At 61.2% G+C, this 24,777-nt stretch carries 24 protein-coding genes; 12 read left to right on the top strand and 12 right to left on the bottom strand.

Annotated features, from left to right (window positions below; all coding sequences use genetic code 11):
- Positions 1-40 precede the first annotated feature (40 nt).
- Complete coding sequence (gene truA, locus O4H31_RS06875) at positions 41-814, top strand: tRNA pseudouridine(38-40) synthase TruA (RefSeq protein ID WP_269344059.1); 774 nt, start codon at positions 41-43, stop codon at positions 812-814.
- A 174-nt stretch (positions 815-988) separates the two neighbouring features.
- Here the strand turns inward: truA and gndA are convergent, their stop codons facing one another.
- Complete coding sequence (gndA, locus tag O4H31_RS06870) at positions 989-2,437, bottom strand: NADP-dependent phosphogluconate dehydrogenase (protein ID WP_269344150.1); 1,449 nt, start codon at positions 2,435-2,437, stop codon at positions 989-991.
- 136 nt (positions 2,438-2,573) lie between these two features.
- Here gndA and O4H31_RS06865 point away from each other — a divergent pair, with 136 nt between their 5' ends.
- Together O4H31_RS06865 and O4H31_RS06860 are read left to right on the top strand one after the other, a co-directional pair.
- A complete protein-coding gene (locus O4H31_RS06865) occupies positions 2,574-3,035 on the top strand; it encodes an NUDIX hydrolase (protein ID WP_269344057.1) in 462 nt (153 codons plus the stop codon).
- Between the two features lie 164 nt (positions 3,036-3,199).
- Positions 3,200-4,681 (top strand): inorganic phosphate transporter, encoded by a 1,482-nt coding sequence (locus O4H31_RS06860; protein WP_269344055.1) that lies wholly within the window; start codon positions 3,200-3,202, stop codon positions 4,679-4,681.
- 19 nt (positions 4,682-4,700) lie between these two features.
- Here O4H31_RS06860 and O4H31_RS06855 read toward each other — a convergent pair whose 3' ends face one another.
- The 3 genes from O4H31_RS06855 to O4H31_RS06845 all read right to left on the bottom strand — a co-directional run bounded on the left by O4H31_RS06855 (position 4,701) and on the right by O4H31_RS06845 (position 7,884).
- Positions 4,701-5,735 (bottom strand): 2-dehydropantoate 2-reductase, encoded by a 1,035-nt coding sequence (locus O4H31_RS06855; RefSeq protein WP_269344054.1) that lies wholly within the window; start codon positions 5,733-5,735, stop codon positions 4,701-4,703.
- Positions 5,732-6,637, bottom strand: coding sequence for an ornithine carbamoyltransferase (gene argF, locus O4H31_RS06850; protein WP_269344053.1), 906 nt, complete (start codon positions 6,635-6,637; stop codon positions 5,732-5,734). The genes O4H31_RS06855 and argF overlap by 4 nt, the downstream gene beginning before the upstream one ends.
- 71 nt (positions 6,638-6,708) lie before the next feature.
- Positions 6,709-7,884, bottom strand: coding sequence for an aspartate aminotransferase family protein (locus tag O4H31_RS06845; RefSeq protein ID WP_269344052.1), 1,176 nt, complete (start codon positions 7,882-7,884; stop codon positions 6,709-6,711).
- Positions 7,885-8,247: 363 nt separating this feature from the next.
- Between O4H31_RS06845 and O4H31_RS06840 the strand changes: the two genes are divergently transcribed.
- On the top strand, positions 8,248-8,862 hold the full coding sequence (locus O4H31_RS06840; protein WP_209217338.1) for a GcrA family cell cycle regulator: 615 nt from the start codon (positions 8,248-8,250) through the stop codon (positions 8,860-8,862).
- Between the two features lie 76 nt (positions 8,863-8,938).
- On the opposite strand, the gene O4H31_RS06835 is transcribed toward O4H31_RS06840, so the two are convergent.
- Positions 8,939-9,721: an SseB family protein gene (locus tag O4H31_RS06835; protein ID WP_269344148.1), complete on the bottom strand. Its 783-nt coding sequence runs from the start codon at positions 9,719-9,721 to the stop codon at positions 8,939-8,941.
- 16 nt (positions 9,722-9,737) lie between these two features.
- Positions 9,738-10,337, bottom strand: coding sequence for a uracil-DNA glycosylase family protein (locus tag O4H31_RS06830; protein WP_269344051.1), 600 nt, complete (start codon positions 10,335-10,337; stop codon positions 9,738-9,740).
- 109 nt (positions 10,338-10,446) lie between these two features.
- Here O4H31_RS06830 and O4H31_RS06825 point away from each other — a divergent pair, with 109 nt between their 5' ends.
- Genes O4H31_RS06825 through O4H31_RS06815 form a run of 3 tightly spaced genes read left to right on the top strand, consistent with a single transcriptional unit; the run spans position 10,447 to position 12,720 of the window.
- Positions 10,447-10,788, top strand: coding sequence for an ArsR/SmtB family transcription factor (locus tag O4H31_RS06825; RefSeq protein WP_259981992.1), 342 nt, complete (start codon positions 10,447-10,449; stop codon positions 10,786-10,788).
- Entirely contained in the window at positions 10,781-11,812 is a 1,032-nt protein-coding gene (locus O4H31_RS06820; protein ID WP_269344050.1) for a permease, read from the top strand. Before O4H31_RS06825 ends, O4H31_RS06820 begins: the two co-directional genes overlap by 8 nt.
- Positions 11,812-12,720, top strand: a complete 909-nt coding sequence (locus O4H31_RS06815) for a cation diffusion facilitator family transporter (RefSeq protein ID WP_269344049.1) — start codon at positions 11,812-11,814, stop codon at positions 12,718-12,720. The genes O4H31_RS06820 and O4H31_RS06815 overlap by 1 nt, the downstream gene beginning before the upstream one ends.
- Positions 12,721-12,743: 23 nt before the next feature.
- Here O4H31_RS06815 and O4H31_RS06810 read toward each other — a convergent pair whose 3' ends face one another.
- A complete protein-coding gene (locus tag O4H31_RS06810; RefSeq protein ID WP_269344048.1) occupies positions 12,744-14,219 on the bottom strand; it encodes a sensor histidine kinase in 1,476 nt (491 codons plus the stop codon).
- Between the two features lie 393 nt (positions 14,220-14,612).
- On the opposite strand from O4H31_RS06810, the gene O4H31_RS06805 reads away from it, so the two are divergent.
- The 5 genes from O4H31_RS06805 (at position 14,613) to O4H31_RS06785 (ending at position 20,209) form a co-directional block, all read left to right on the top strand.
- A complete protein-coding gene (locus O4H31_RS06805) occupies positions 14,613-15,236 on the top strand; it encodes an acyl-homoserine-lactone synthase (protein ID WP_269344147.1) in 624 nt (207 codons plus the stop codon).
- Between the two features lie 245 nt (positions 15,237-15,481).
- Positions 15,482-16,141, top strand: a complete 660-nt coding sequence (locus O4H31_RS06800; protein ID WP_269344047.1) for an ABC transporter ATP-binding protein — start codon at positions 15,482-15,484, stop codon at positions 16,139-16,141.
- Positions 16,119-17,855 (top strand): capsule biosynthesis protein, encoded by a 1,737-nt coding sequence (locus O4H31_RS06795; RefSeq protein WP_269344046.1) that lies wholly within the window; start codon positions 16,119-16,121, stop codon positions 17,853-17,855. Before O4H31_RS06800 ends, O4H31_RS06795 begins: the two co-directional genes overlap by 23 nt.
- Positions 17,852-18,685: a 3-deoxy-8-phosphooctulonate synthase gene (gene kdsA, locus O4H31_RS06790; protein ID WP_067942157.1), complete on the top strand. Its 834-nt coding sequence runs from the start codon at positions 17,852-17,854 to the stop codon at positions 18,683-18,685. The genes O4H31_RS06795 and kdsA overlap by 4 nt, the downstream gene beginning before the upstream one ends.
- 27 nt (positions 18,686-18,712) lie before the next feature.
- The gene (locus O4H31_RS06785) at positions 18,713-20,209 is read left to right on the top strand and encodes a phosphomannomutase/phosphoglucomutase (protein ID WP_269344045.1); all 1,497 of its coding nucleotides are present in this window, start codon (positions 18,713-18,715) and stop codon (positions 20,207-20,209) included.
- Positions 20,210-20,285: 76 nt separating this feature from the next.
- Here O4H31_RS06785 and O4H31_RS06780 read toward each other — a convergent pair whose 3' ends face one another.
- The 5 genes from O4H31_RS06780 to O4H31_RS06760 form a co-directional block, all read right to left on the bottom strand.
- Positions 20,286-20,933, bottom strand: coding sequence for a phosphoribosylanthranilate isomerase (locus O4H31_RS06780; protein WP_269344043.1), 648 nt, complete (start codon positions 20,931-20,933; stop codon positions 20,286-20,288).
- A gap of 9 nt (positions 20,934-20,942) precedes the next feature.
- Positions 20,943-21,293 (bottom strand): lipopolysaccharide assembly protein LapA domain-containing protein, encoded by a 351-nt coding sequence (locus tag O4H31_RS06775; RefSeq protein WP_259948657.1) that lies wholly within the window; start codon positions 21,291-21,293, stop codon positions 20,943-20,945.
- Positions 21,293-21,577 carry an integration host factor subunit beta gene (ihfB, locus tag O4H31_RS06770; protein ID WP_067626061.1) on the bottom strand — a complete coding sequence of 95 codons (285 nt, stop codon included), beginning with the start codon at positions 21,575-21,577 and terminating at the stop codon, positions 21,293-21,295. The genes O4H31_RS06775 and ihfB overlap by 1 nt, the downstream gene beginning before the upstream one ends.
- Before the next feature lie 284 nt (positions 21,578-21,861).
- On the bottom strand, positions 21,862-23,805 hold the full coding sequence (gene rpsA, locus O4H31_RS06765) for a 30S ribosomal protein S1 (protein ID WP_269344037.1): 1,944 nt from the start codon (positions 23,803-23,805) through the stop codon (positions 21,862-21,864).
- A 180-nt stretch (positions 23,806-23,985) separates the two neighbouring features.
- On the bottom strand, positions 23,986-24,747 hold the full coding sequence (locus O4H31_RS06760; RefSeq protein WP_269344034.1) for a response regulator: 762 nt from the start codon (positions 24,745-24,747) through the stop codon (positions 23,986-23,988).
- Between the last annotated feature and the right edge of the window lie 30 nt (positions 24,748-24,777).

The following is a 24,777-nucleotide window of genomic DNA, read 5'->3' as shown; positions in this document are numbered from 1 at the left end:
GGGATTGCCAGAAGCGCCCGCCCGCGCTAATGCCCCGTCCATGCCCAGATATGCCTTGAAAATCGAATACCACGGTGCGCCCTTCAATGGGTGGCAACGTCAAGTTGACCAGCCCACAGTACAAGGCGCGATCGAGGCCGCCTTGGCCAAGTTGGAGCCAGGCGCGCATACCATCGCCGCCGCCGGGCGCACCGATACCGGCGTGCATGGGCTGGCGCAGGTCGCCCATTGCGACATGGCCCGCGACTGGCGGCCCTTCCGGCTGGGCGAGGCGCTGAATTATCACCTCAAACCGCAGCCCATTGCGATCACCGATTGCGTACTGGCCCCCGATGATTTCCACGCCCGTTTCTCGGCGCTTGAGCGGCGCTATCACTTCCGCATCCTCAGCCGCCGCGCCCCGGCGGTGCATCAGGCGGGGCTGGTTTGGCAGATCAAACATGGCTTGGATGTAGAGGCGATGCAGGCGGCGGCGGATCTCTTGGTGGGTAAACATGATTTCACCACCTTCCGCTCAACCGTCTGTCAGGCGGAAAGCCCGGTGAAAACACTGGACCGCTTGCAGGTCTCGCAGGTCGAGACCATGACCGGAACGGAATATCATTTCGACGTGCGCGCGCGATCTTTCCTGCACAATCAGGTGCGCAGCTTCGTCGGCTCGTTAGAGCGTGTCGGCGCGGGCTCTTGGAGCGTGGCGGATATGGGTGCGGCGCTTGCGGCAAAGGACCGTGCAGCCTGCGGGCCGGTCTGCCCGCCACAGGGGCTTTATCTGGCGCATGTGAGCTATCCGGTGGACCCGTTCGCTAAGGCGTGACGAGTTCCATCGCCTGCCCGCGGGGTGGCAATGCTACGGTATCTTCATGCCACTTTATGGCGCAACCATGGGTGGGCTTTTAGTCGTGTTCCGCCCATTGCTAAATCGCCTCCCGACCGGGCGAGCAGGCGATGGTCCGGCGCCTGCGGCTTGATGCCGGACCCGTGAGCACCCCTACGGCAGAGGCGTCCACGTCCCGTGGAATTTCCCATCTTCGCTTATCCGCTCGAACCCATGCGCGCCAAAAAAATCCCGCTGCGCTTGAATCATATTGGCCGTGCCGCGCGCCCGGCGCATGCTATCATACCACGCCAAAGCTGCCGAGAGTGCAGGCAGCGCCACGCCCAACAATGCACCCGCCGCCACGACCCGGCGTAGGGCCGGGATGCTCTCTTCCAGCCGTTTGCGCATGGCGGGGGCAAGGATCAGATGCCCGCCCGGCAACTCGCCCCGGAAAGCGTCGGCAAACTCGTCCAACAGCGCCGAGCGGATGATGCAGCCCGCCCGCCAAATCTCGGAAATACGCGCCATGTCGAGGGACCAGTCAAACTCCTCCGACGCCGCCGTAAGGATGCGAAAGCCCTGCGCGTGGCCGATGATCCGCCCGGCCAAAAGCGCCATTTCCAGATCAGCCACCTCGGGCAGTGGCGCATCTTGCACGCCCTCGGGCAGCAGCGGTTCGGCCATCTCGCGCACGACCTTTTCGCTCGACCAGCCACGCGCGCCGACGGCGGCTTCGATGGTATTGGCCGATTGCCCCATCTTGAGCGCTTCGATCAAGGTCCAGCGCCCAGTGCCCTTTTGCCCCGCTTGATCGCGGATCACGTCGACCATCGGCGTGCCGCTTTGGGTGTCGACTGACAAAAGCGCGGCCGCCGACACTTCGATCAGATAGGAATTCAGCGGCCCCTTGCGCCAGTCGGCGAAAAGGTTGCCGATCTCTACCGCGCCCTGCCCGCCTGCATCCCGCAGCAGGCCGTAGACTTCGGCGATCATCTGCATGTCGGCATATTCGATGCCATTGTGCACCGTCTTGACGAAATGCCCCGCCCCGTCAGGGCCCAGATGCGCCACGCAGGGGGAGCCTTCGAAATGGGCGGCAATCGTCTCGGCCATCGGTTTGAACTGGGTCCACGAATGTTCGCTGCCGCCCACCATCATCGACGGGCCATTGCGCGCCCCGGCCTCCCCGCCCGACACGCCCATGCCCACGAAATGCAGCCCCGTGCCTTCGAGTTCGGCACTGCGGCGGCGGGTGTCGTGGAAATCGGCGTTGCCGCCATCGATCAGGGTGTCGCCCTCATCCAACAGCGGTTTGATCGTCTCGATCATCGCATCGACCGGCGCGCCGGAGGGGATCATGAACAGAATGCTGCGCGGACGGGCGATGGCGGAGACGAAATCTTCCAGCCGTTCGGCACCGATCAGACGCTCGGCCAGCGGTCCGGCCTCGTCAAGAAAAGGCGCGATCCACTCAGCCTCACGATTGCTCACCGCCACGGTAAAGCCGTTGTCGGCCAAGTTCAGCGCCAGTGCCGAGCCCATGGTGCCCAGCCCGTATACCCCGATATCGGCGCCTGCCCCCCGTGCCGCGCCCCCGTCCGCCTGCGTGCCAGTTGCCATATCGTACATGCCTCATTTCTAGCCGGTCATACTGCCAAGCCCGCCGATCCGGCGCGCCGCAGTTTGATTTGCGTTCGGGAACACTATATAATGCGAGGATAACAAGAAAAACACCCGACCGAGGCATAGTTCTGTAATGACACAAGTATTTAGACGCGCTTGGGAGGATATGGTCCTTCCTATTTTCAAACGTCCCCGCCGCGTGCAGGTTGCGGCCCTTTGCTACCGCGAGTCCGAGGCAGGCAAAAAGGTGCTGCTGATCACCAGCCGTGACACGGGCCGCTGGATTTTGCCCAAAGGATGGCCGATCGACGGGTTGGACGGTGCCGGAGCCGCCTTGCAAGAAGCGTGGGAAGAGGCCGGGGTGACAAAAGCCGACATCGAATCCGATCCGATGGGCATTTTCGACTATGACAAGGGTCTCGGCGAAGGCTTGACCGTGCCCGTGACCACACAGGTCTACCTCACCCGCGTGCGCGATCTGAGCGAGGAATACCCCGAAGCGGGCATGCGCAAGCGCGCGTGGTTCACACCGCAGGAGGCATCCGAACTGGTGGATGAGCCTGATCTTAAAGCAATCTTGACCGCCTTTCACTAAAGTCTAGCGGCACCGGGCCTCTGCTCGGTGCCCCATTACCCTTCTCCCACCCCCAATGCCGCCGCTCGCCGGATGTTACAATTTTGTGACAGGGTGACTTGCGCCCTCGATAGCCTTATGTCACCCCCCGCTGAACGTTAGGATCGTTGGGAGATCATACAGGAATGGCAACGGAACCGCAGGGCAGCCAGTGGAAGACGCTGGACAAGGACCTCAACCGCATTTCGCAAGTCGAACTGGCCGCGACCTATGTCGCCCGTCCCCTCGTGGCGCCGGGCATTGCGCTGGCCTTTATCGTGGTGGCAGGTGCTGTCGCGGCGGTCTTCTTCGGGCATCAGCCTTCTAGCTTTGTCGTGATCGCGGCGGCGATCTTTGGCGCTTATATGGCAGTGAACATCGGCGCGAATGACGTGGCCAACAACATGGGCCCCGCTGTGGGGGCCAATGCGCTGACCATGGGCGGGGCGATCGTGATTGCGGCCTTGTGCGAATCCGCCGGTGCCTTGCTGGCGGGGGGCGATGTTGTCTCGACCATCTCCAAGGGCATCATCGACCCGGCCAGCGTGGCCGACACGCGCATCTTTGTCTGGGCGATGATGGCAGCACTGGTGTCTTCCGCGCTTTGGGTAAATCTTGCCACATGGGTCGGCGCGCCGGTCTCGACCACCCATTCGGTCGTCGGCGGCGTCATGGGTGCTGGCATCGCGGCGGCGGGCCTCGGCGCGGTGAACTGGAGCTCGATGAGCATGATAGCCGCAAGCTGGGTGATTTCGCCCGTGCTGGGTGGTGCCGTGGCGGCGATGTTCCTTGCGTTCATCAAGGCACGGATCCTGTACCAAGACGATAAAATCGCCGCCGCACGCACATGGGTGCCGGTGCTCGTGGGTCTGATGGCCGGGGTCTTTGCGGCCTATTTGGCGCTGAAGGGCCTTAAGAAAATCATCAGCATCGACATGCCGATGGCCTTGATCATCGGGCTGGTGACGGGGTTGGTGGTCTATGCCATCTCCGCCCCGCTGATCCGCCGCGCGTCCGAGGGGATGGAGAACCGCAACCGCTCGGTCAAAACGCTCTTCGGTCTGCCACTGGTGCTCTCTGCTGCCCTTCTCAGCTTTGCCCATGGGGCCAATGACGTGGCCAATGCGGTGGGGCCGCTGGCGGCGATCGTGCATGCGACAGAGTTCGGCGGCTTTGAGGATAAGGTCAGCATCCCGACATGGGTGATGATCATCGGCGCCTTCGGCATCTCCTTTGGTCTGTTCCTGTTCGGGCCGAAACTGATCCGCATGGTTGGCAGCCAGATTACCAAACTGAACCCGATGCGCGCCTATTGCGTGGCCCTTTCAGCGGCGATCACCGTGATCGTGGCAAGCTGGCTGGGCCTACCCGTCTCCTCGACGCATATCGCGGTGGGCGGGGTCTTTGGCGTGGGGTTCTACCGTGAATGGCATATGGAACGGCGCTTGCGCCGTATCGGCGGCCAGACCAACGAAGTGAAACGCATCGCCAAGGAAGAGCGCCGTCGCCGCAAGCTGGTGCGCCGGTCGCATTTCATGACCATCGTCGCCGCTTGGGTGATTACGGTGCCCGCAGCGGCGCTGCTGTCTGGCATCGTCTTTTGGATCTTGAATACCCTCGTGAACTAAGGTCAGGCGCGCCTGCGCCTCACCCTTTCCGCTGGTTCTGCCCTGCTGCCATCTCGGCCCGCAGGGCGGAGACCGGCAAATGCGGCAGCCCTTCGCCCGCAAGCTCAGCCCAGCCCATCACCCGCAGCACCATATCCGTCACTGGCGTCGCCCGGCCAAGCGCCTGCCCGCGCCGTTGCACCTCGCCCTGCAGCGCGTCGATCTCGGTCGGGCGGCGCGCGGCAAGGTCTTGCGCCATGGAGGTCCGCGCCTGCGGGTCGATCTGCAACATGGCCGAGGCGATGCGTGTGAACAGCGGTGTCGGCAGGCGCAACAGCGCCGGGACCAGACGCGCCGGGATTGGCGTGGACATGGCGGGGCGGATCTTCTCTGCCCGCAGAATGGCATGCGCCTCGGCCCATTGATCGGCCATCAGCCGCCGCCATGCCCGATCCTGCAACTGGGCCTGCAACGGCAAACCGCTTAGCGCGTTCAGCGCGTTGTTGAGGTTCATCAGGAACTTACCCCATTGCAAGGCGGTGATATCGGCGCGTTCCTCTACCTTCAGGTCCGACAGTGACAGTCGCGCAGCCAGATCAGCCGGGCCCGCCTCGATCATCAGATCGCCCGAGCTTGCCCGGTGGTAGCAGCCCTGCCCCATGGCCACGACGTTGAACGGCACCAGCCCCGCGCGCAAATCATGCTGCGGCAAGTGTTGCGCCAAAATCGCCCGGTTACCCATGCCGTTTTGCAAGCTGATGACCTGCACGCCCTGCGCCGTGTGGCGGGCGATCTGCCGGGCGATGTTTTCGGTGTCGCGCGATTTAACCGTGACCAGCACGATATCGGCATCGCGCAGGCAGGTCTCATCGCTCGCGAGGGTCAGATCATCTGCCGAGAGGTAACGGGCCATGCCGCCAAAATCGGTTAACGTCAGCCCGTGGGTACGGATCTCGGCCTGAATACGAGGCCGCGCCAGCAGGGTCACGGAATGCCCCGCCCCGGCCAGCAACCCGCCGATGAAACAACCGATCGCCCCCGCGCCCGCGACAACGATGCGGGGGCCGTCGCTCATGCCCCCAGACACCAGCGCATGACGGCTTTTTGGGCGTGCAGACGGTTCTCGGCCTCATCAAAGATCACCGAATGCGGGCCATCCATGACCGAGCTTGTCGCCTCATCATCGCGGTGCGCAGGCAGGCAATGCATAAAGAGCGCGTCAGGTTTCGCCAGCGCCATCAGCGCGTCGTTCACCTGATAGCCACGCAACTGGTTGTGCCTCCGTTCGCGGGCCGATTGCGGATCATGCATGCTGACCCATGTATCGGTCACCACCAGATCGGCCCCCTCAACAGCCTTTTGCGGATTGCGTTCGACGGTATAAAGCCCGTCGAGCGCCGCTTCAGGGTCCAGCGGCTCAGGGCCGGTAAAGACGAGATCAAATTCGAACTGTTTCGCCGCATGGGCAAAGCTGGCAAAGACATTGTTGCCGTCGCCCGACCAGACCACCTTGCGCCCCTTGATCGGGCCGCGGTGTTCCTCAAAGGTCTGGATGTCGGCCATGATCTGGCAGGGGTGCGTGCGGTTGGTCAGCCCGTTGATCACCGGCACGGTAGCATGTTCGGCCATATCAAGCAGGGTCTGCTCTTCGAAGGTGCGGATCATGATCATGTCGACATAGCGTGACAGCACGCGGGCGGTGTCGGCGATGGTCTCTCCATGGCCAAGTTGCATGTCCGCCCCCGAAAGGACCATGGTCTGCCCGCCCATCTGACGCACGCCCACGTCAAAAGACACGCGCGTGCGGGTCGAAGGTTTTTCAAAGATCAGCGCGACCATGTGGTCTTTCAGCGGCTGATCTTCATCCGGCGCGCCGCGCGGGCGGCCTTGGCGTGCGGCCTTCATGGCGGCGGCACTGTCAATGATCTGCCGCAAATCGGCGGGGTCGGTTTGGTGGATATCAAGAAAATGGTTCATCTGTCGTCTCTGTCTTGCGGGTTTAAGGCCACGGCCTCCGGTGCCCGAGGAATAATTTAGGTGAATGGCGTTCAGGCCGGGGTCAGCGCGCGCGCGATGGCGTCAAGGCGGGTCACGGCCTCGGCAATCTCATCGTCAGAAATGGTCAGCGGCGGCAGCAGGCGGATCACGTTGTCGGCGGCGGGCACGGTGATTAGGTCATGGGCATAGCCTGAGGCGACCACATCGGCATTCACCACCTTACACTTCAGCCCAAGCATCAGCCCGGTGCCGCGCACCTCTTCAAAAACCTCGGGATGCTCGGCCACCAGCCCTTCAAGGCGCTGACGCATCAACCCGGCCTTGCGGTTCACTTCGGCCAGAAACGCCTCATCTGCCACCACATCCAACACCGCACAGCCCACGGCGCAGCCCAGCGGGTTGCCGCCATAGGTCGACCCATGGGTGCCAGCGGTCATGCCCGAGGCGGCCTTTTCGGTTGCCAGCACCGCGCCCAGAGGAAAGCCCCCGCCGATGCCCTTGGCGACCATCATGATGTCGGGTGTCACCCCGGCCCATTCATGGGCAAAGAGCCGTCCGGTCCGGCCCACGCCGCATTGCACCTCGTCAAAGATCAAAAGCAGCCCGTGCTGATCACAAAGCGCGCGCATCTGCTGCAATTCCGCGTCAGGCACGGCGCGGATGCCGCCCTCGCCCTGAACCGGCTCGACCATGATGGCGGCGGTTTTATCGGTGATGGCGGCCTCCAGCGCGTCACTGTCGCCAAGGTCGAGATGTACGAAACCCGGCAGCAGCGGGCCGAAGCCTTTGGTCATTTTCTCAGACCCCGCTGCGGCGATCCCGGCAGAGGAACGGCCGTGGAACGACCCGCTGAAGGTGATGATCTCAACCCGCTCGGGCTGGCCCGCGTCATAGAAATACTTGCGCGCCATCTTCACGGCCAACTCGCAAGCCTCGGTGCCCGAGTTACAAAAGAACGCCGTGTCGGCAAAAGTCTCGGCCACCAGCCGGTCAGCCAGCGCCTCTTGCTGCGGGATGTGGTAAAGGTTTGACGTGTGCCACAGCGCTTGGGCCTGATCCGTCAGCGCCTTCACCAGCGCTGGATGCGCATGGCCAAGCGCGTTCACCGCGATCCCCGCGCCAAGGTCGAGAAAACGTCGCCCATCCGCCTCGATCAGCCATGTGCCTTCGCCTTTGACAAAGGTCAAAGGGGCGCGATTGTAGGTTGGCAGAACGGAAGGGATCATCTGTTTGTCCTTGAAAGAGGGCCGCGTCACGCCGGTAAAAGGGCATGGGGCTGGCGCAGGGTCAATGGGATTTGGTTGTTTTTGAAAGGGTGCAGCATGTCTGCTGCCAGATCAGGCCATCACGCCGCCCCCTAAAGGGCGCCATGTTTATCGAACGAAGCGTCGTCGGATGGAATATGCGGCACATTTGATCATGGCCCTTGCATAGCCGCCCTTCATCCCCCACGTAAAGCCCCAATCGCAACGCGCCGCCTTCAAGGGGCATCGGCGCTTGCACCTGCGGCCCCAGAAGATAAAATGGGGGCCGATACACTGACAAAGCGGTCCGGGCTATGGGGCCGCTTTTTAACTGGGGAACCCCGTATGTCCTGGACTGATGAGCGCGTAGAAACACTGAAAAAGATGTGGGGCGAAGGCCAGTCCGCCAGCCAGATCGCGAAAGAACTGGGCGGGGTGACGCGCAATGCCGTGATCGGCAAGGTGCACCGTCTGGGCCTGTCGAACCGCACCGCAGGGGCACCCGCCGCCGCAGCGGCCGCCAAGCCAGAGCCCAAAGCCAAGCCCGCAGCGCCCAAGGCCGAGGCCAAGCCAAAGCCCGCCGCCAAGCCAGCAGCGGAACCCGAGGCCGAAGCCGCCCCTGCGCCCGAAGCCGAAGAGCCCGCCGCAGCCCCGGCGCCCAAGCCCAACCTGCCCGCGCGCAAACAGATCATCCCCGCAGGCCAACCGCTGCCACCGCAGCCTTCGGCCAATGAGATCAGCCCAGAGGCGCTCGCCAAGGTCAGCGAAGTCGAGAAGAAAGCCAAGAAGATCGGCCTGATGGAACTGACTGAACGGACTTGCAAATGGCCCGTGGGTGACCCTGCGACAGACGATTTCTGGTTCTGCGGCCTGCCTGTGCAGCAGGGCAAACCCTATTGCGAAGCCCATGTCGGCGTCGCCTTCCAGCCGATGAGCGCACGGCGCGACCGCCGCCGCTAAGACCCGCTTCTTGAAATTAAAAAAGGCGGGTGGGTGTGAAAACCCGGCCCGCCTTTTTCTTTGCCCATTGAAAAGATCAACGCAGTTTCGGCGGTTTCGCCGGATCGCTCCCCGGAGCCATACGCGGCGTATTCTGCAAGGGCTCCATCTGCGGCAGGTCAAAGCGCAGACCGACGCGGGCCAGTTTCTCGACCACCGGGTCATTGGGGCCGAAGAAACCCACGTCCATCGCGCCTGCCTCAATGCCCGAAAAGGTCAACGCCTCGGACGCCGCCCGCACAAGCGCATCCTGCGCGCGGGGGATCGCCCCGACGAAGGCCAGAAGATGCCCGCGCCCGCCGCCGGTATATTCGACCCCCACAAGGAACGCGCCTGCCGCCATGCCGGTGGCCGTCGCCAATTTTGCATCAATCGCGGCGATCAGCGTCTCGGGCAGGCCCTGAGGCGGGAACACCCGGTCGATGCTTGCCTCCACCTCGCCCGGCGCATGGGCCAAGGTGCTGCGCAGCCAGTCCATCGCCTCGGCAGGCAACAGGATTTCCGACGGGGCCACACCGATGTTCACCGCCATGCCCAACGGCTGCCCTTCCAACATCGCGGCAATCGCCCGGCCTGAAAGCGCCACATACGGGGACGCCTCCCCCACATGGGCCGAAAGCCGCGCGGCGCGGTCGAAGACCATGACATAGCTGTCTTCAAACAACACCGGGCTGATCTGATCGCCCTGCGGCTCATCCTCCAACAGCATGAAAAGCTCAACATCCGCGATACGCTCGTAAAAGCGCAGGCGGGCGGCGTCGTCTTCGGGGGCGGCCATCATCGTGGCATGGGCTTGGTCCAGCGGGGTCGGCTCAATCAGCCGGGCTGTCTTGGGGTCAGTTTGGGGCTCGGTCATTCATCACCTCGGACACGGCGGCGCGCAGACGGGGCAAGACCTCTTCCGCGAACCAGGGATTCTTGTTCAACCATCCGGTATTGCGCCAAGACGGATGAGGCAAGGCAAAGACCCCCGGCGGATGATCGCGCCACCCCGCCACGGCCTCGGTCACATTGCGAAATCCGGGGAGGTGATATTTCATCGCATAGGCCCCGATCAGCACCGTCAGACGCAGGTCGGGCAGCATCTCAAGCACCGGTTCGCGCCATGTCTGCGCACAGATACGCGGCGGCGGCAGGTCACTGCCCTTGGCGTCATAGCCCGGAAAGCAAAAGCCCATCGGCACGATGGCAACACGGTTGCGGTCATAGAATGTCGCCTCATCCAGCCCCAACCAGTTGCGCAGACGGGTGCCTGACATATCCCAAAACGGCTTCCCCGCCTCATGCACCCGTTTGCCGGGCGCTTGGCTGGCGATCAGCAGCCGCGCGCCGGGTTTGAACCAGACGATGGGCCGCGGGCGATGCTGTGTCGCCGTCACAGCAAAACGCTCGGCACAAAGGCGGCAGGCCGCCAGATCATCTCGGATATCATTCATGAGGAGGAGATAAGCGGTAGGGCCGAAAGATAAAGGGCCGCGGGTGCTCACTTCGATATTTATCGAAATAAAGATTGCATCGCGTTGACGTTTCTATATTTCTAGAATCATGAAACAAGAATCCGCAACCCCCGCCCTTACCCTCGCTGCCAGCAGCTTTGCAGCACTTGGATCAGAACAACGCCTGTTGGTGCTGCGCACGCTGGTGCGCGCCGGATCAGCGGGGTTGAGCATCGGCACGCTGGGCGAACGCACCGGGGTGACCGGCTCGACCCTGACACATCATCTTAAACTCTTGGCCTCTGCCGGGTTGGTGAAACAGGAAAAACAAGGCCGCAGCACCATCTGCGCCGCCGTCGCCTATGAAGAAGTGCGGGCGCTGGCGAATTTCCTGCTCACCGAATGCTGCGCAGACGCAATCAACGAATGTACGGAGCATGATCATGGCTGAAACCACGCAATCCCCTCCCGTGCTCCATCGACTGGCGTTCTTGAAAGGCGCTTGGGGCATCACCTTGGCTCTTCTTGCCCTCATCGCCCTCCTGGATCCCCCGCAAGTCGTGCCGACCGTTATCTTTACCGCCGAGGCGCTTTTGGGCACCGCCCCGTTCATCGCCTTCGCCGTGCTGGCCGTGGCCTACCTGAAAGCCAGCGGCGCCGAGAGCCTGCTCGCCCGCGCATTTGAGGGCAATCCGGCCCGGATGGTGGTCATGGCAGCCGCCCTTGGCGGGCTGTCGCCCTTTTGCAGTTGCGAGGTGATCCCCTTTATTGCCGCCCTGCTCGCCGTTGGCGCCCCGCTGGGTGCGGTGATGGCCTTCTGGCTCGCCTCCCCCTTGATGGATCCGGCCATGTTCGCGATTACCTCTGGCACGCTCGGCTTTGATTTTGCCGTAGCGAAAACCATCGCAGCACTTGGCGTCGGCATGTTCGGTGGCTTCACCGTCTTGGCCCTATCGCGGACCCCGCTCTTTAATGATCCGCTGCGCGCCCAGCCCGCGAGAAGCAGCTGCTGTTCGTCGGCCAAACCCTTTTCCGGCGCACCGGTCTGGAAGTTTTGGCAACACGCCGATCGCCGGGCAAGTTTCAACGACACGGCTCTGACCAACGCGCTGTTCCTCGTCAAATGGCTGACCCTCGCCTATGTGGTCGAAGCCCTCATGCTGACCTATGTGCCCGCAGAATGGATCGCCAATGTCTTGGGAGGCACCGGAGTCATGCCGATCATCCTCGGCGCTTTGGTGGGGGCTCCGGCCTATCTCAACGGCTATGCCGCCGTGCCCCTGATCGACGCGCTGCTGGCCCAAGGCATGACCCAAGGCGCGGCCATGTCCTTTGTCATCGCAGGCGGAGTAAGCTGCATCCCGGCGGCCATCGCAGTCTGGGCGCTGGTCAAACCGCATGTCTTTGCCGCCTACCTAGCCTTTGCCTTTGTTGGCGCCATCTTCGCGGGCCTGGCTTGGCAATGGGTGGCATAATGGGGCACGGACATCATCACCATGTTGATCCCGAAAGCGGCGACGGCAAGGTCGCCGCCGCGGTGGGGATCAACATCGCCCTGACGGTGGCCCAAGTCATCGGCGGGATCGTCGCGGGCAGCCTGTCGCTCATTGCTGATGCCCTGCATAATTTCAGCGATGCCATCGCGCTGATCATCGCCTTTGCCGCGCGCAAGATCGCTCGCCGCCCGGCAGATGCGCAAATGACCTTTGGCTATGGCAGGATTGAAGCGGTGGCCGCATTGGTCAATTACACGACCCTGATCGTGATCGGCCTCTATCTTGTCTACGAAGCAGTGCTGCGGTTCTATGATCCCTCCCCCGTCGCAGGGTGGATTATTGTTGTCGTCGCAGGTATCGCGCTGCTGGTTGACCTGGGCACGGCGGCGCTGACCTACCGCCTGTCGAAGTCCAGCGTGAACATCCGGACCGCCTTTTTGCACAATCTGGCCGATGCGCTCGGCTCAGTCGCCGTGATCGTGGCGGGCAGCGCCGTGATTCTCTTTGGCTGGCATTGGGTTGATCCGGCAGCCACCTTGCTCATCGCGGGCTATATCCTCTGGCAATCCTTCACCGAAATGCCGGGCGTTGTACGTATCCTGATGCTGGGCAGCCCACCTGACATTGATGCCCATGCGGTGATCGCTACGATGAAAGACATTCCCGGCGTCGCCTCTGTTCACCATCTTCATCTTTGGATGATGGATGAACACGCCGCGGCGGTGGATGCCCATGTGGTGCTGACGGCAGAAACCCAAGCTCCGCCTGCCGGGATCCGGGACCAGATCAAAGCGGCGCTGGCAGAACGCTACCACCTGCACCACAGCACGCTGGAAATGGAATACGCACAGCAGTGCTGCGCGGAAGCGAAGGTCATCGGGCACTAAAGACGGGCCGGGCCGCCGTAGACCTAGGCTGCGGCCCGATCCCCGGAGGGTTTCTCAGGCTCTTCATCGCCAATCGGCCCGTCCCCGTTGACCATATCTTTGACATGTATCCCATGCGCCAACTCGCGCCCGGACCCATTGCCCAACGGCATATCGATATAGAACGTCGTGCCGGGGCCCGCGTTTTTGAAGTAGTCAATCTGACCGCCCAAGGCTTCGATGATCCGCTTGGAGATGTTCATGCCCAGACCGGTGCCACCCACGGCGCGCTGGTCAGACGAGTCGATCTGCGAGAATTCGTCAAAGACCTTCTCCCGCTCGGATTCCGCAAGGCCGATCCCCTCGTCAATCACGCTGATCCGCACCTTGTCATCGTGTTTAACGGAGGTGACCTTCACCGTCGACCCCGCGGGCGAGAATTTGGCCGCGTTGGACAGAAGGTTCGACATCACCTGCTGCAGGCGTTTTTCATCGGTGGCGATACCCGCCGCATCCGAGGGCTTGGCATAGCGCAGCGTCACACCCAAGTTACCCGCAAAAGACTGATTTAGCTCAATCGCGTCTTCAATAATCGTTTGCACTTCAAGCGGTTCGATATCAAAGCTCACCTTGCCCGCCTCGAACTTTTGCAGGTCGAGAATCTCGTTAATGATCGACGTGAGCCGCGCCGAATTGCGCTGCGCGATCTTCAAGACTTTCTCCATCTGCGGGGTCATTTCACCCAGAACCCCTGCGCAGGCCATATCGAGCGACCCTTTGATCGACGTCATCGGCGTGCGCAGCTCGTGGCTGATGGTCGAGACGAATTCGGTTTTTACCTTAAACGCGATCTTGGTTTTCTCATGCTCTGCTTTCAACTCTTCCAACTGTCGCAGGTTGGTGCGGTACATTTTCATGAAGATACGCGAGCAATCGACGATGAAATAAAGCACGAAGACCACGGTGAACAACTGGGTCCAGAGCTCAGACTCTATGCTCGCCCCGGTGCGGACGATGTCCCAGATTGGAATAAACAGGAACGTCGCCCCATAGATCGCAAGCCGCAGCATCAACACTGGCAGGATATGATGGTTGTTCATCGACGCAAAAAGCGCTGCCGCGAATAGGAAGAACAGCGGCAGGAAATGGGTCGTCGCCCCCTGCTGAAGCGCAATCCCAAGCGCGAAATAGCTGATCACCCCGGCGCTTAGCACCGTCCCGATGTAGATGCGGTTCATGAACAACCGCGCCAAACGGGGGCTGCGCCCGCGCCACCGGGTGATGCGCAGGAAGAGAAGGTAGTCAAAGGTCTCGGAAATCGCGATAAAGATCAACGTCGTGATCGACAGCCAAAGCTCGTAGTAAAAAGCGGACAGGCAAATGGCCGCCGCAAATATCATTTGCCGCTGCCAAAACAGGTTAACGCCGACTTGGGAATAATCCCGCATCTGCTGCACCTTGATCGCGTCAGCGAGATGCGGCGTATGAATCGGCCCGTATGTTACTTTTTCCTGCGACATCGCTCTCGTTTTCTTCGGTCGGCTGCTTGAATGTCAGCATTCTGCCGACAAACGCCCTTAACATGTTGCATTTCGGCATCGTCGCACATGTTAGACGCGATCTTCCCCCCATCTACACCCGGAAATGGGACATAAGTATGGCCATTTCGTGCAACTAGAGGTTACCCTCTTGATAAGAGTTATTTTTACAGCGAATTTTCGAGGTCAAACATGAGTCTGCAAGGACGGAGCTTCAGTGGGAAATCTTGGCAGGATGTTCTTCCCGAACTGACGCCACAAGACGCTAAAGCGTTGGAAATTAAAAATAATCGTTTCCCCCGTAAACTCCTTGGCCCCAAAGCGGCTGAACCTGATCCCTACAGCCCAGAGGCCCTCGCCCGGGCCAATCCGTACATGCGCGCCACAACTTTGTCGTTTTTGAACATGCATCAGCACGGTGAATTATTCGTCAATTTCCTCCGGGCCCGACGCCGAATCTTTATCGATGACAAGCAATGGGATCTCCCTCAGGTTGATGGGATGGAGTTTGACCAGTACGACACGCCCCGCGCGCGCTGGATCGTTCTGCACGAGTATGGAGAGGTCATGGGCGGTGTGCGTCTGATGCCCACCACCTCGACCTGCGCGCAATACAGCTACATGCTGCGCGATGCGCAGCTCGGGATGCTGCCGGACATTCCGCAGGACGTGCTGTTTTTCAAAGCGCCCGTCCGCGATGACATCTGGGAAGCGACCCGCCTTTTCCTGACCAGCGCGGTCCCCGCGCAGCGCCGCATTGCCGTGCAACGTATGCTCATGAACCAAATGGCCGGTGCCGCCTATGCCATGGGCGCAAGCCACGTTTTGGGCATCGTGCCTGCCACCTTTAGCCGGTGGATGACCCGGCTTGGCCTGATGAGCGCCGTGCCCGTGGGCCCTGTGCAAAACATCGACGGCGACCGCACGCAGGCGGCCTTGATGAACGTCAGCTACATCAGCGAGATGACCCCGACCGAAAGCACCCACACGCTGCACTGACCAGCGCACCGGGTGCCGCGCCGATGAGCAAGCCGACATCGCCCCGTCGGCTTGCCCAGCAGCCCTGCTACAGGCGGCGGTTTGAGCATCCACAGCCCTGTCCGCGCCCCTGCCCGCACGGCGACTTGCGGCAGCCGCCGCCAGCATTTCGACATATTGTGGTCAAATTCGATGAATAAACGGTTAAGGTACCTCTGATACAAGAGGCGCCGAGAGGCCGCGCTCAGCACCAACCGGAGCAGGGAATGCTGGAATTTGAAAATGTGTCCAAGTCCTTTTGGACGGGATCGCAGCACAAGGTCATCCTTGACCGGGTGTCATTTCGCGTGGAACTTGGTAAGTCCTTGGGCATTCTCGCCCCCAACGGAACCGGCAAAACCACCCTGATCAACATGATGGCCGGGCTGGAGAAACCGGATGATGGTGAGATCAGGCGCAGCTGTAACATCTCGTTTCCATTGGGTTTTATGGGCGGCGTCGTCAACAAAGTCTCGGCCATGGAGAACGCCCGCTATATCGCGCGGCTCTATGGGCTTGACCCGGACTACGTCGAGAGCTTCTGCCGTTGGCTCTGCGGCTTGGGCGAGTATTTCGACCAACCGATTGGCACCTATTCCGCAGGGATGCGGGCGCGGTTCTCTTTCGCGCTGATGTTGGCGCTGGATTTTGATATCTATCTGATTGACGAAGGCATGCCCGGCACGACAGACGTAGAGTTCAACCGCAAAGCGGGCGACATTCTGAAAGAACGGCTGCAGACCACGACGATCATCATCGTTTCGCATCAGGCCCATACGCTTGAAAAGTTCGCCCGCTCCGCCGCTGTCCTTTTGGATGGTAAATTACATATGTTCGACACCTTGGAAGAAGCGAAACAGCTCTATGACTACGAAACCCAAGGCTAGGAAATTCCGCATCCGCAAGGCACCGCCGCCCGCGGCCTCCGGCGCTTCGCCGAGCAGTGCCGCGAAAGCGCAGGCAACGCAGACCGATGCCGAAAAGGCCGAGCGAACGGCCAAGCTGCGCGCCGTGGCCGATGCAACGCAGGTGGAGCCATCGTACAGCAAGGAAGCCTTGGAACATGCCGCGCGCAGCGGAAAAACCTCTGATCCTGAAAGCCCCCGCAGTGGAGAGGTATCCTCGGCCAAGGAAGTGTCGGCCGAGCAGGATATCGACGCGATCCGCCGCGAAGGGCTGACGGGCCGCCAATTGCGCATGGCGCGGCGGGTGGCGCAGAAACACGGGCTGGCCCCGACCTCAGATTTCGACGCGGTGCGCCTTTTGCGGGCCAAGGGGATCGACCCGTTTCAGCGGTCCAACATGCTGGAACTCGTGGTGCCGCAATCGGGCGATCAGGGCGGCAACGCTCTGCCCGCCACCCGTGGGCAGCCCGGCGACGCAAAGGTGCAGCTGCCACAGACCACCCCGCGCGGCCCCCGCGGCCTGCCCTCGACCGATGTGAGCCCCGCAGAACGCCGCCAACGCGAGATTTCGGATATTCAGCGCGACATCACCCGCCGCCGTCGCCGCAAGGCGGCCATGCTGATGGTGCGGCTCGCTTTCTTTGTCATGCTGCCGACCTTTGCGGCGGGCTATTATTTCTACAAAATCGCCACGCCGATGTACGCCACCGAAAGCCAGTTCCTGATTATCCAAAACGAAGGCGGCGGCGGCAGCAGCCCCTTTGGCGGTCTGCTGCCCACGCAATTCGCCAATAGCGCGGACAGCATCGCTACGCAGGCCTATCTGCAATCGAAAGACGCGATGCTGCGCCTTGATGAAGACGCAGGCTTTCGCACGCATTTCGCAGACCCGCAGATCGACGCGATCCAGCGGCTTTCGGAAAACCCCACCAATGAGGAATCCTACAAGACCTACAAAAAGAACGTCAAAATCGGCTATGACCCGACCGAAGGCGTGATCCGGATGGAGGTCATCGCCGCCGATCCAGAGGTGTCGGAAGAGTTCTCGAAACGCCTGCTCACCTATGCCGAAGAACGGGTCAACGATCTGAGTAAGCAAAAACGCGAAGACGGCATGCGTGACGCGCTCGAAGGCTATGAGACCGCGCAGACAAACCGCCGCGCGGCGCAAGAAGCGCTGATCAAACTACAGGTCGACAACAACGTCGATCCCGAAGCGATGATCGCCTCGATCCGGACCCAGATCACCAATTACGAAACCCTGTTGATTGAAAAAGAACTCGAACTCGCCGCCTTGCTCGACAACCAACGCCCGAACCAAGCCAAGGTCGACGGCGCGCGCGGCGATGTGCGCCGGCTGCGCGAACAGCTGACCAAACTGCGCGAACGCATGACCGCCGCCAACGAAGGCGAAAACTCGCTGGCGCAACAGGCGGTCGCGGCGCAGCTTGCGCAGGCCGATCTGGCCGCCGCCGACATGGTGCTGCAAAGCGCACAAACCGCAATGGAGCAAGCCCGAACCGAAGCCGGGCGGCAGGTGCGCTACCTCACCGTGGCGGTCAATCCCGTGGCCCCGGACGAGGCGACCTACCCCCGCAAGTTCGAAAACACGATATTGGCTTTCCTTATCTTTGCAGGCATCTACCTGATGTTGTCCCTGACAGCATCCATTCTAAGAGAACAGGTAACTTCATGACCCAGCTGCGCATCGGAAATCTGACAGTCGGCAACGACCGCCCACTCACCGTGATCGCTGGCCCCTGCCAGCTAGAGAGCGAAGACCACGCGCAGATGATCGCAGGCATCCTGAAAGAAGCCTGTGACGCGGCTGGCGCGCAGTTCATCTTCAAGGCCAGCTATGACAAGGCCAACCGCACCTCCCTCTCGGGCAAGCGTGGTTTGGGCATCGAAAAGGGTCTGCAAGTCCTGCAATCCGTGGCCCGCGCCAATGATGTGCCTGTGCTGACGGATGTGCACAACGAAGCGCAATGCGCCCAAGCTGGCGAAGTGGTCGACGTACTGCAGATCCCTGCGTTTCTCTGCCGCCAGACCGATATTCTGCTAGCCGCTGGCGAGACGGGCAAGGCCGTGAACGTCAAGAAGGGCCAGTTCCTCGCCCCTTGGGAAATGCAAAATATCGTCGACAAGATCGAAAGCACCGGCAACAAGAATATCCTGCTGACCGAACGCGGCACGACCTTTGGATACAACACATTGGTTGCCGACATGCGCAGCCTGCCGCAGATGGCCCAAACCGGCTATCCGGTGGTGATGGACGCGACACATTCCGTCGCGCAGCCGGGTGGCAAGGGCGGCTCTTCGGGCGGTCAGCGCGAATTTGCCCCCGTCATGGCGCGCGCGGCCGCATCCATCGGCGTCGCCGCAATATTTATGGAGACGCACGAAGACCCCGACCGCGCCCCGAGCGATGGGCCCAACATGATTTACCTCGACCAGATGCCGGGGCTGATCAACCTGTTGATGCAATTCGATGCGCTGGCAAAAAGCCATCCGCTGACTTTCTAAATTTATCCCAAAAAGCGAGTATTTGACGTGAGTAAACCGGCCTCCACCGTGACCCCGAACACTTGGGAATTTCTCCGCGATGCGATGATCACCCCGACAGGCTTTCGCGAGTATGACGCGCGTTGGAAATATCCCGACGACATCAACCTGCCCGGTATCACCGCGCTTGGCCTTGGCCTTGGCACGCAGATGCACGCGCGCGGAATCGAGCCTGTCATCGCCGTGGGCAATGACTATCGCGACTATTCGCTGTCGATCAAAAATGCTCTGATGCTTGGGCTGATGCAGGCCGGGATCACGGTCAAGGACATCGGCCCTGCCCTCTCCCCCATGGCCTATTTCGCGCAGTTCCACCTTGATGCTCCGGCGGTCGCCATGGTCACCGCCAGCCACAACCCGAACGGCTGGACCGGCGTCAAAATGGGCTTCCAGCGCCCCCTGACCCACGGCCCCGATGAGATGGGCGAACTGCGCGACATCGTCCTGAATGGCCGGGGCGAGAAGCGCCCGGGCGGCGCCTATGAATTCGTCTACGGCGTGCGCGAAGCCTACCTCGACGACCTTGTGGGCGACTTCAAAATGACCCGCAAGCTCAAGGTCGTCTGCGCCACTGGCAACGGCACCGCCTCGGCCTTCGCGCCTGAGCTGTTCCGCCGTCTGGGGGTCGAAGTCGTCGATAGCCATAACACGCTGGATTACACCTTCCCCCATTACAACCCGAACCCCGAAGCTATGGAAATGCTGCATGACATGGCCGACAGTGTCCGCGCTTCCGGTGCTGATTTCGCGCTTGGTTTCGACGGTGACGGCGACCGCTGCGGTGTGGTGGACGATGAAGGCGAAGAGATCTTTGCCGACAAAATGGGCGTCATCATGGCCCGCGATCTGGTGAAACTCTACCCCAACAGCACCTTTGTCGCGGATGTGAAATCCACCGGGCTCTTTGCCTCTGACCCTGAGTTGCAGAAACACGGGGCCAAGGCCGACTACTGGAAAACCGGCCACAGCCACATGAAGCGCCGCGTCAAAGAACTGGGCGCGCTGGCGGGCTTTGAGAAATCCGGCCACTATTTCTTGGCCGAGCCGATTGGCCGGGGCTATGACTGCGGCATGCGCGTGGCCGTGGAAATCTGCAAGCTGATGGACCGCAACCCGGACATGTCCATGTCCGACCTGCGCCGCGCCCTGCCCCAAACTTGGGCCACGCCAACCATGTCGCCCTACGCCGCGGACACCGAGAAATACGACATCCTCGACCGTCTGGTTGAAAAGCTGGTCGCCAAAGCAGAGGCCGGGGACAAGATCGGCGGGCGCGCGATCGCCGAGGTGATCACCGTGAATGGCGCGCGCGTCATGCTCGACAACGGCGGTTGGGGCCTCGTGCGGGCGTCGTCCAACACGCCGAACCTTGTCGTGGTTTGCGAAAGCCCCGAATCCGAAGCCGAAATGCGCGGCATCTTTGCCGATATCGACGCAGTGATCCGAACCGAGCCGGGCGTTGGCGACTACGATCAATCGATCTGATCCGGCCCTTCGACGGCATGAATAAGAAAGGCCCGGGGCGATGCCACCGGGCCTTTTAACTTTGATCTCAAAGGGTTTACTTCAGCGCCGCTTCGCAAAAGGCGCGAATACGCTCCGCATCCTTCACACCCGGCGCACTTTCAACACCAGAGGACACATCGACCTGCCGCGCCCCGGTAAGGGCAATCGCCTCTCCGACATTGTCTGCATTCAAACCACCGGCGAGCATCCAAGGCTTCGGCCAGCGCCGCCCTGCGATCAGCTGCCAGTCAAAGGCCAAACCGTTCCCACCGGGCAGAACCGCGTCCTTCGGCGGTTTGGCATCAACCAAAAGCTGATCCGCGACCGTCACATAGTCGTTCAGCAGCGCCAAATCATCGCGATCCGCCACGCCGACGGCCTTCATCACCGGCAGCCCATAGCGGGCCTTGACCTCGGCCACCCGCGCGGGGCTTTCGCTGCCGTGAAGCTGTAGCATGTCGAGAAACGGCACCGCCGCGAGCAGCGCATCAAGCGCTGCATCATCCGCATTGACGGTCAGCGCGACTTTGCAAATGCCATCTGGCACCGCTTCCGTCATATGGGCTGCGGCCTCAAGCGACAGATGGCGCGGGGATTTTTCGAAAAAGACAAAGCCCAGCGTCCGTGCGCCCGCCAAAAGGGCGGCGGGCACATCCGCGGGGTCGGTCAAACCGCAAATTTTTACGTTAACATTCTCGGGCATGGGTGGGGTTTAGCCTGCTTCGTCCAGCAGTGCCAGCACCTCATCCTTGCCCTGATGCTTCTCTTCCTTAAGGCGGATCACTTCGCGCTCCAGCCGACGCCGCTCGCGGGCCTGTCGCGCCAGTTCGGCCCGGTGGCCGTGCTCTCGGATCCATTCCCAGACAAAACCGACCAAGAGACCCACGATAATCCCGCCAAGGATCACGATAAAGAGCGGTAGTTCCACAGATGGGTTCACCGCAAACCAACCTGAAATCTCGGCTGGAAGCACCTGAAGTGTCACAATATTTCGGTTCGCCAAGGCAACGGAAACCAGCGCCACCGCGAACAGCGCGATGCAGGCATAACGAATGTAACGCATCAGCTTTTCCCGTTCAGCCGGTCACGCAGCAATTTGCCCGTCTTGAAGAAGGGCACGTGCTTTTCTTCGACATTCACTGTCTCACCGGTGCGGGGGTTGCGCCCTACGCGGGCATCGCGTTTTTTGACGGAAAAAGCGCCAAAGCCGCGCAGTTCGACCCGGTCACCACGCGACATGGCGCCCGTGATCTCGTCAAAGACCGTGTTTACGATCCGCTCAACATCACGTTGATAAAGATGCGGATTGTCGTCAGCGATCTTCTGGATCAGTTCCGACCGGATCATGGCACGTCCCCCGAGAATTTATTGATGTCTTAACCGACTATAGGAAATAACGCCCCACACGGGAAGGTGTTCCACCAGCGCTGCGATAGATTTTTCGCAGCGAAACCCCTGTTATTTCGGCTTTTTTCCGCCGCATACTGCCCGCGAAGGCCCTGATGCACAGGGATTGAGCGCACATTCCTAATCCCGCTTTGCGATTCGATTGCGGGGCGCGAAGGCAAAAAGGCCCCGCATGTTGCCATGCGGGGCCTTCGCTAAGATCACACATTCAACGTAGAATGTGCTTACTCGTCGTCGCCTTTCAGCGCCGCACCAAGGATATCGCCCAAGCTCGCGCCGGAGTCGGAGGAACCGTACTGCTGTACCGCCTCTTTCTCTTCTGCGATCTCGCGTGCCTTGATGGAGACGCCCAGACGGTGTGCTTTCGCGTCGACATTGGTGATGCGCACGTCAACCTTGTCACCGACCGAGAAACGCTCAGGGCGCTGTTCGGCACGGTCACGGCTGAGGTCGGAACGACGGATGAAGCTCTTCATGCCTTCGTATTCGACTTCGATGCCACCTTCTTCGATGGAGGTCACGGTCACGGTCACGATCGAGCCGCGCTTCACGCCGCCAACGGCTTCGGCGAACTTGTCACCGCCAACGTTCTTGATCGAAAGCGAGATGCGCTCTTTCTCAACGTCGACTTCGGAGACGACGGCCTGAACCACGTCACCTTTGCGGTAGTCCTGGATCGCTTCTTCGCCGCGCTGGTCCCAGCTAAGGTCGGAGAGGTGAACCATGCCGTCGATGTCGCCGGGCAGGCCGACGAACAGACCGAATTCGGTGATGTTCTTGACTTCGCCTTCGACTTCGGTGCCCTCGGGGTGTGTTTCAGCGAACACTTCCCATGGGTTGCGCATGGTCTGCTTGAGACCAAGGGAAACACGACGCTTGGCGCTGTCGATTTCCAGAACCATGACTTCGACTTCTTGCGAAGTGGACACGATCTTGCCGGGGTGCACGTTCTTCTTGGTCCAAGACATCTCGGACACGTGAACCAGACCTTCAACGCCCGGCTCCAGCTCAACAAATGCGCCGTAATCGGTGATGTTGGTCACACGACCGCTGTGCACGGAGGACAGCGGGTATTTCGCGCCAACCAGATCCCACGGATCTTCCTGCAGCTGTTTCATGCCAAGGCTGATGCGGTGCGTCTCTTTGTTGATCTTGATGACCTGGACCTTGATGGTCTCGCCGATCGACAGGATCTCAGAGGGGTGGTTCACGCGACGCCATGCCATGTCGGTGACGTGCAGCAGGCCATCAACGCCGCCAAGGTCAACGAATGCACCGTATTCGGTGATGTTCTTGACCACACCATCGACGGTCTGACCTTCGGTCAGGTTGCCAATGACTTCGGCACGCTGTTCGGCGCGGGACTCTTCGAGGATCGCACGGCGCGATACAACGATGTTGCCACGACGGCGGTCCATCTTGAGGATTTGGAACGGCTGCTTGAGACCCATGAGCGGGCCCGCGTCGCGCACTGGGCGCACATCGACCTGCGAACCGGGCAGGAACGCAACTGCGCCGCCGAGGTCGACGGTGAAGCCACCTTTGACACGGCCAAAGATCGCGCCTTCGACACGCTCTTCTGCGGCATAGGCTTTTTCCAGACGATCCCAGGCTTCCTCACGGCGGGCCATTTCGCGGCTGATGACAGCTTCGCCACGCGCGTTTTCGACTTGGCGAAGGAAAACTTCGACTTCGTCGCCAACTTCGATTTTGGGGGATTCGCCGGGATCAGCAAATTCTTTGAGCTCAACGCGGCCTTCCATTTTGTAGCCGACGTCGATGATGGCTTGGCCCGCTTCGACAGCGATCACCTTGCCTTTGACGACTGTGCCCTCTTGGGGCGTGTCCATTTCGAAGCTTTCGTTCAGAAGCGCTTCGAATTCGTCCATTGCTTTAGTCATGTAGCTTTTCGTATCCTTATCAAATGTTTCTGGCCGCGCGGTTGTCTCCGCCGGTCTGGAGTTGCAATTGGTCGTCGTGGTGGCACTGTGCAGAAAGCGCCGGAGAAACTCCGAAGCAAAGGCACAGCGGTGGACCCGCAGCCGAACGCAAACAAAAGAGGGCCGGTTGGTACCGACCCTGCCCGTTATATCGCGCCCGAAGCTGTAACCGCCCCTTAGACAGGGCGCGTATAGGGCAATTTTGCCGCTCCTGCAAGGGCTATGCATGCGTTTGACCGGTGATATGCGGGGGGCTGCCGGGGGGCGGCGCTGCGAGGAGTGGGACAAATCAGAGATGCTCGGCACGATCCACGCGAGCGGAAAAGGCAAGCGGGGCCCGCCCCGCCAACGCGCCACCAAGCGCGCCCTACGACGCCTGCGCGAACAGCCTCACCGTGGACAGCCCCGTCACCCGACTGCCCCGCCCCATCCGGCCCCCAGACCCGGTGTCGGTTTTGGCGGATCGGCAAGATCGCCTTCAGCAAGCTCGCTGCCTTGAAAGCTGGCCAGATCCTCTACAAACTCCCACAGGCGTAGGAAGGTATAATCGACCTTTGCCAGCTCTTCCTCCACCAGCGCCGGGTTCGACCGATCAAGCGCGCGCAGGTCGCGCATTACGTCACCAACCATCGGCTTGATCTCCAGCGCGCATTCCCCGGCAAACCGCCGCAGAACACTTTGCACCTCAGAGCGTTTTTGCTCCTGCGTGGTGATGCCCAGTTGCAGTGCTGTCTTTTGCAGGGCGTTGAAAGCCGAGCGCCGCAAAGTGCTTTGCGAAAGCTCGTCCTTGGCGATGTAATCGCTACACCCGCCGCGCAGCGCCTCGATCGCCACCTCGGTTTGATCCGTCCCGGTGACCATCACGGTTGCCGCGGCACCGTTCTGCGGATGTGCCCGGATCATCTGCAGGCCGCGCAACCCGTCCCCATCGGGCAGGTTGTAATCCAGCAAGATCAGGTCAAACTCCCCCTCATCTAACTGCTGGGCTAGGGCGGCGATACTCTCCGCCTCGGACATTCGGATGGGAAAGTCGAGCCCACCGCAAAGCCGTTTGATCCGCATGCGATCAAACCGCTGATCATCCACGATCAGGATACGCGCCACAGTACCCGGCGTAGTCGTACCGCCTGCCGTATCGCCCGCGCCGGCCTCATGCCTTGCCACGCTCATCAGCTGTCCCCCTGCATTGCCCCGACATCT

The organism is Sulfitobacter dubius (assembly GCF_027214245.1).
Classification (GTDB): domain Bacteria; phylum Pseudomonadota; class Alphaproteobacteria; order Rhodobacterales; family Rhodobacteraceae; genus Sulfitobacter; species Sulfitobacter dubius_A.
This window is presented reverse-complemented; position numbering and strand designations above follow the sequence as displayed.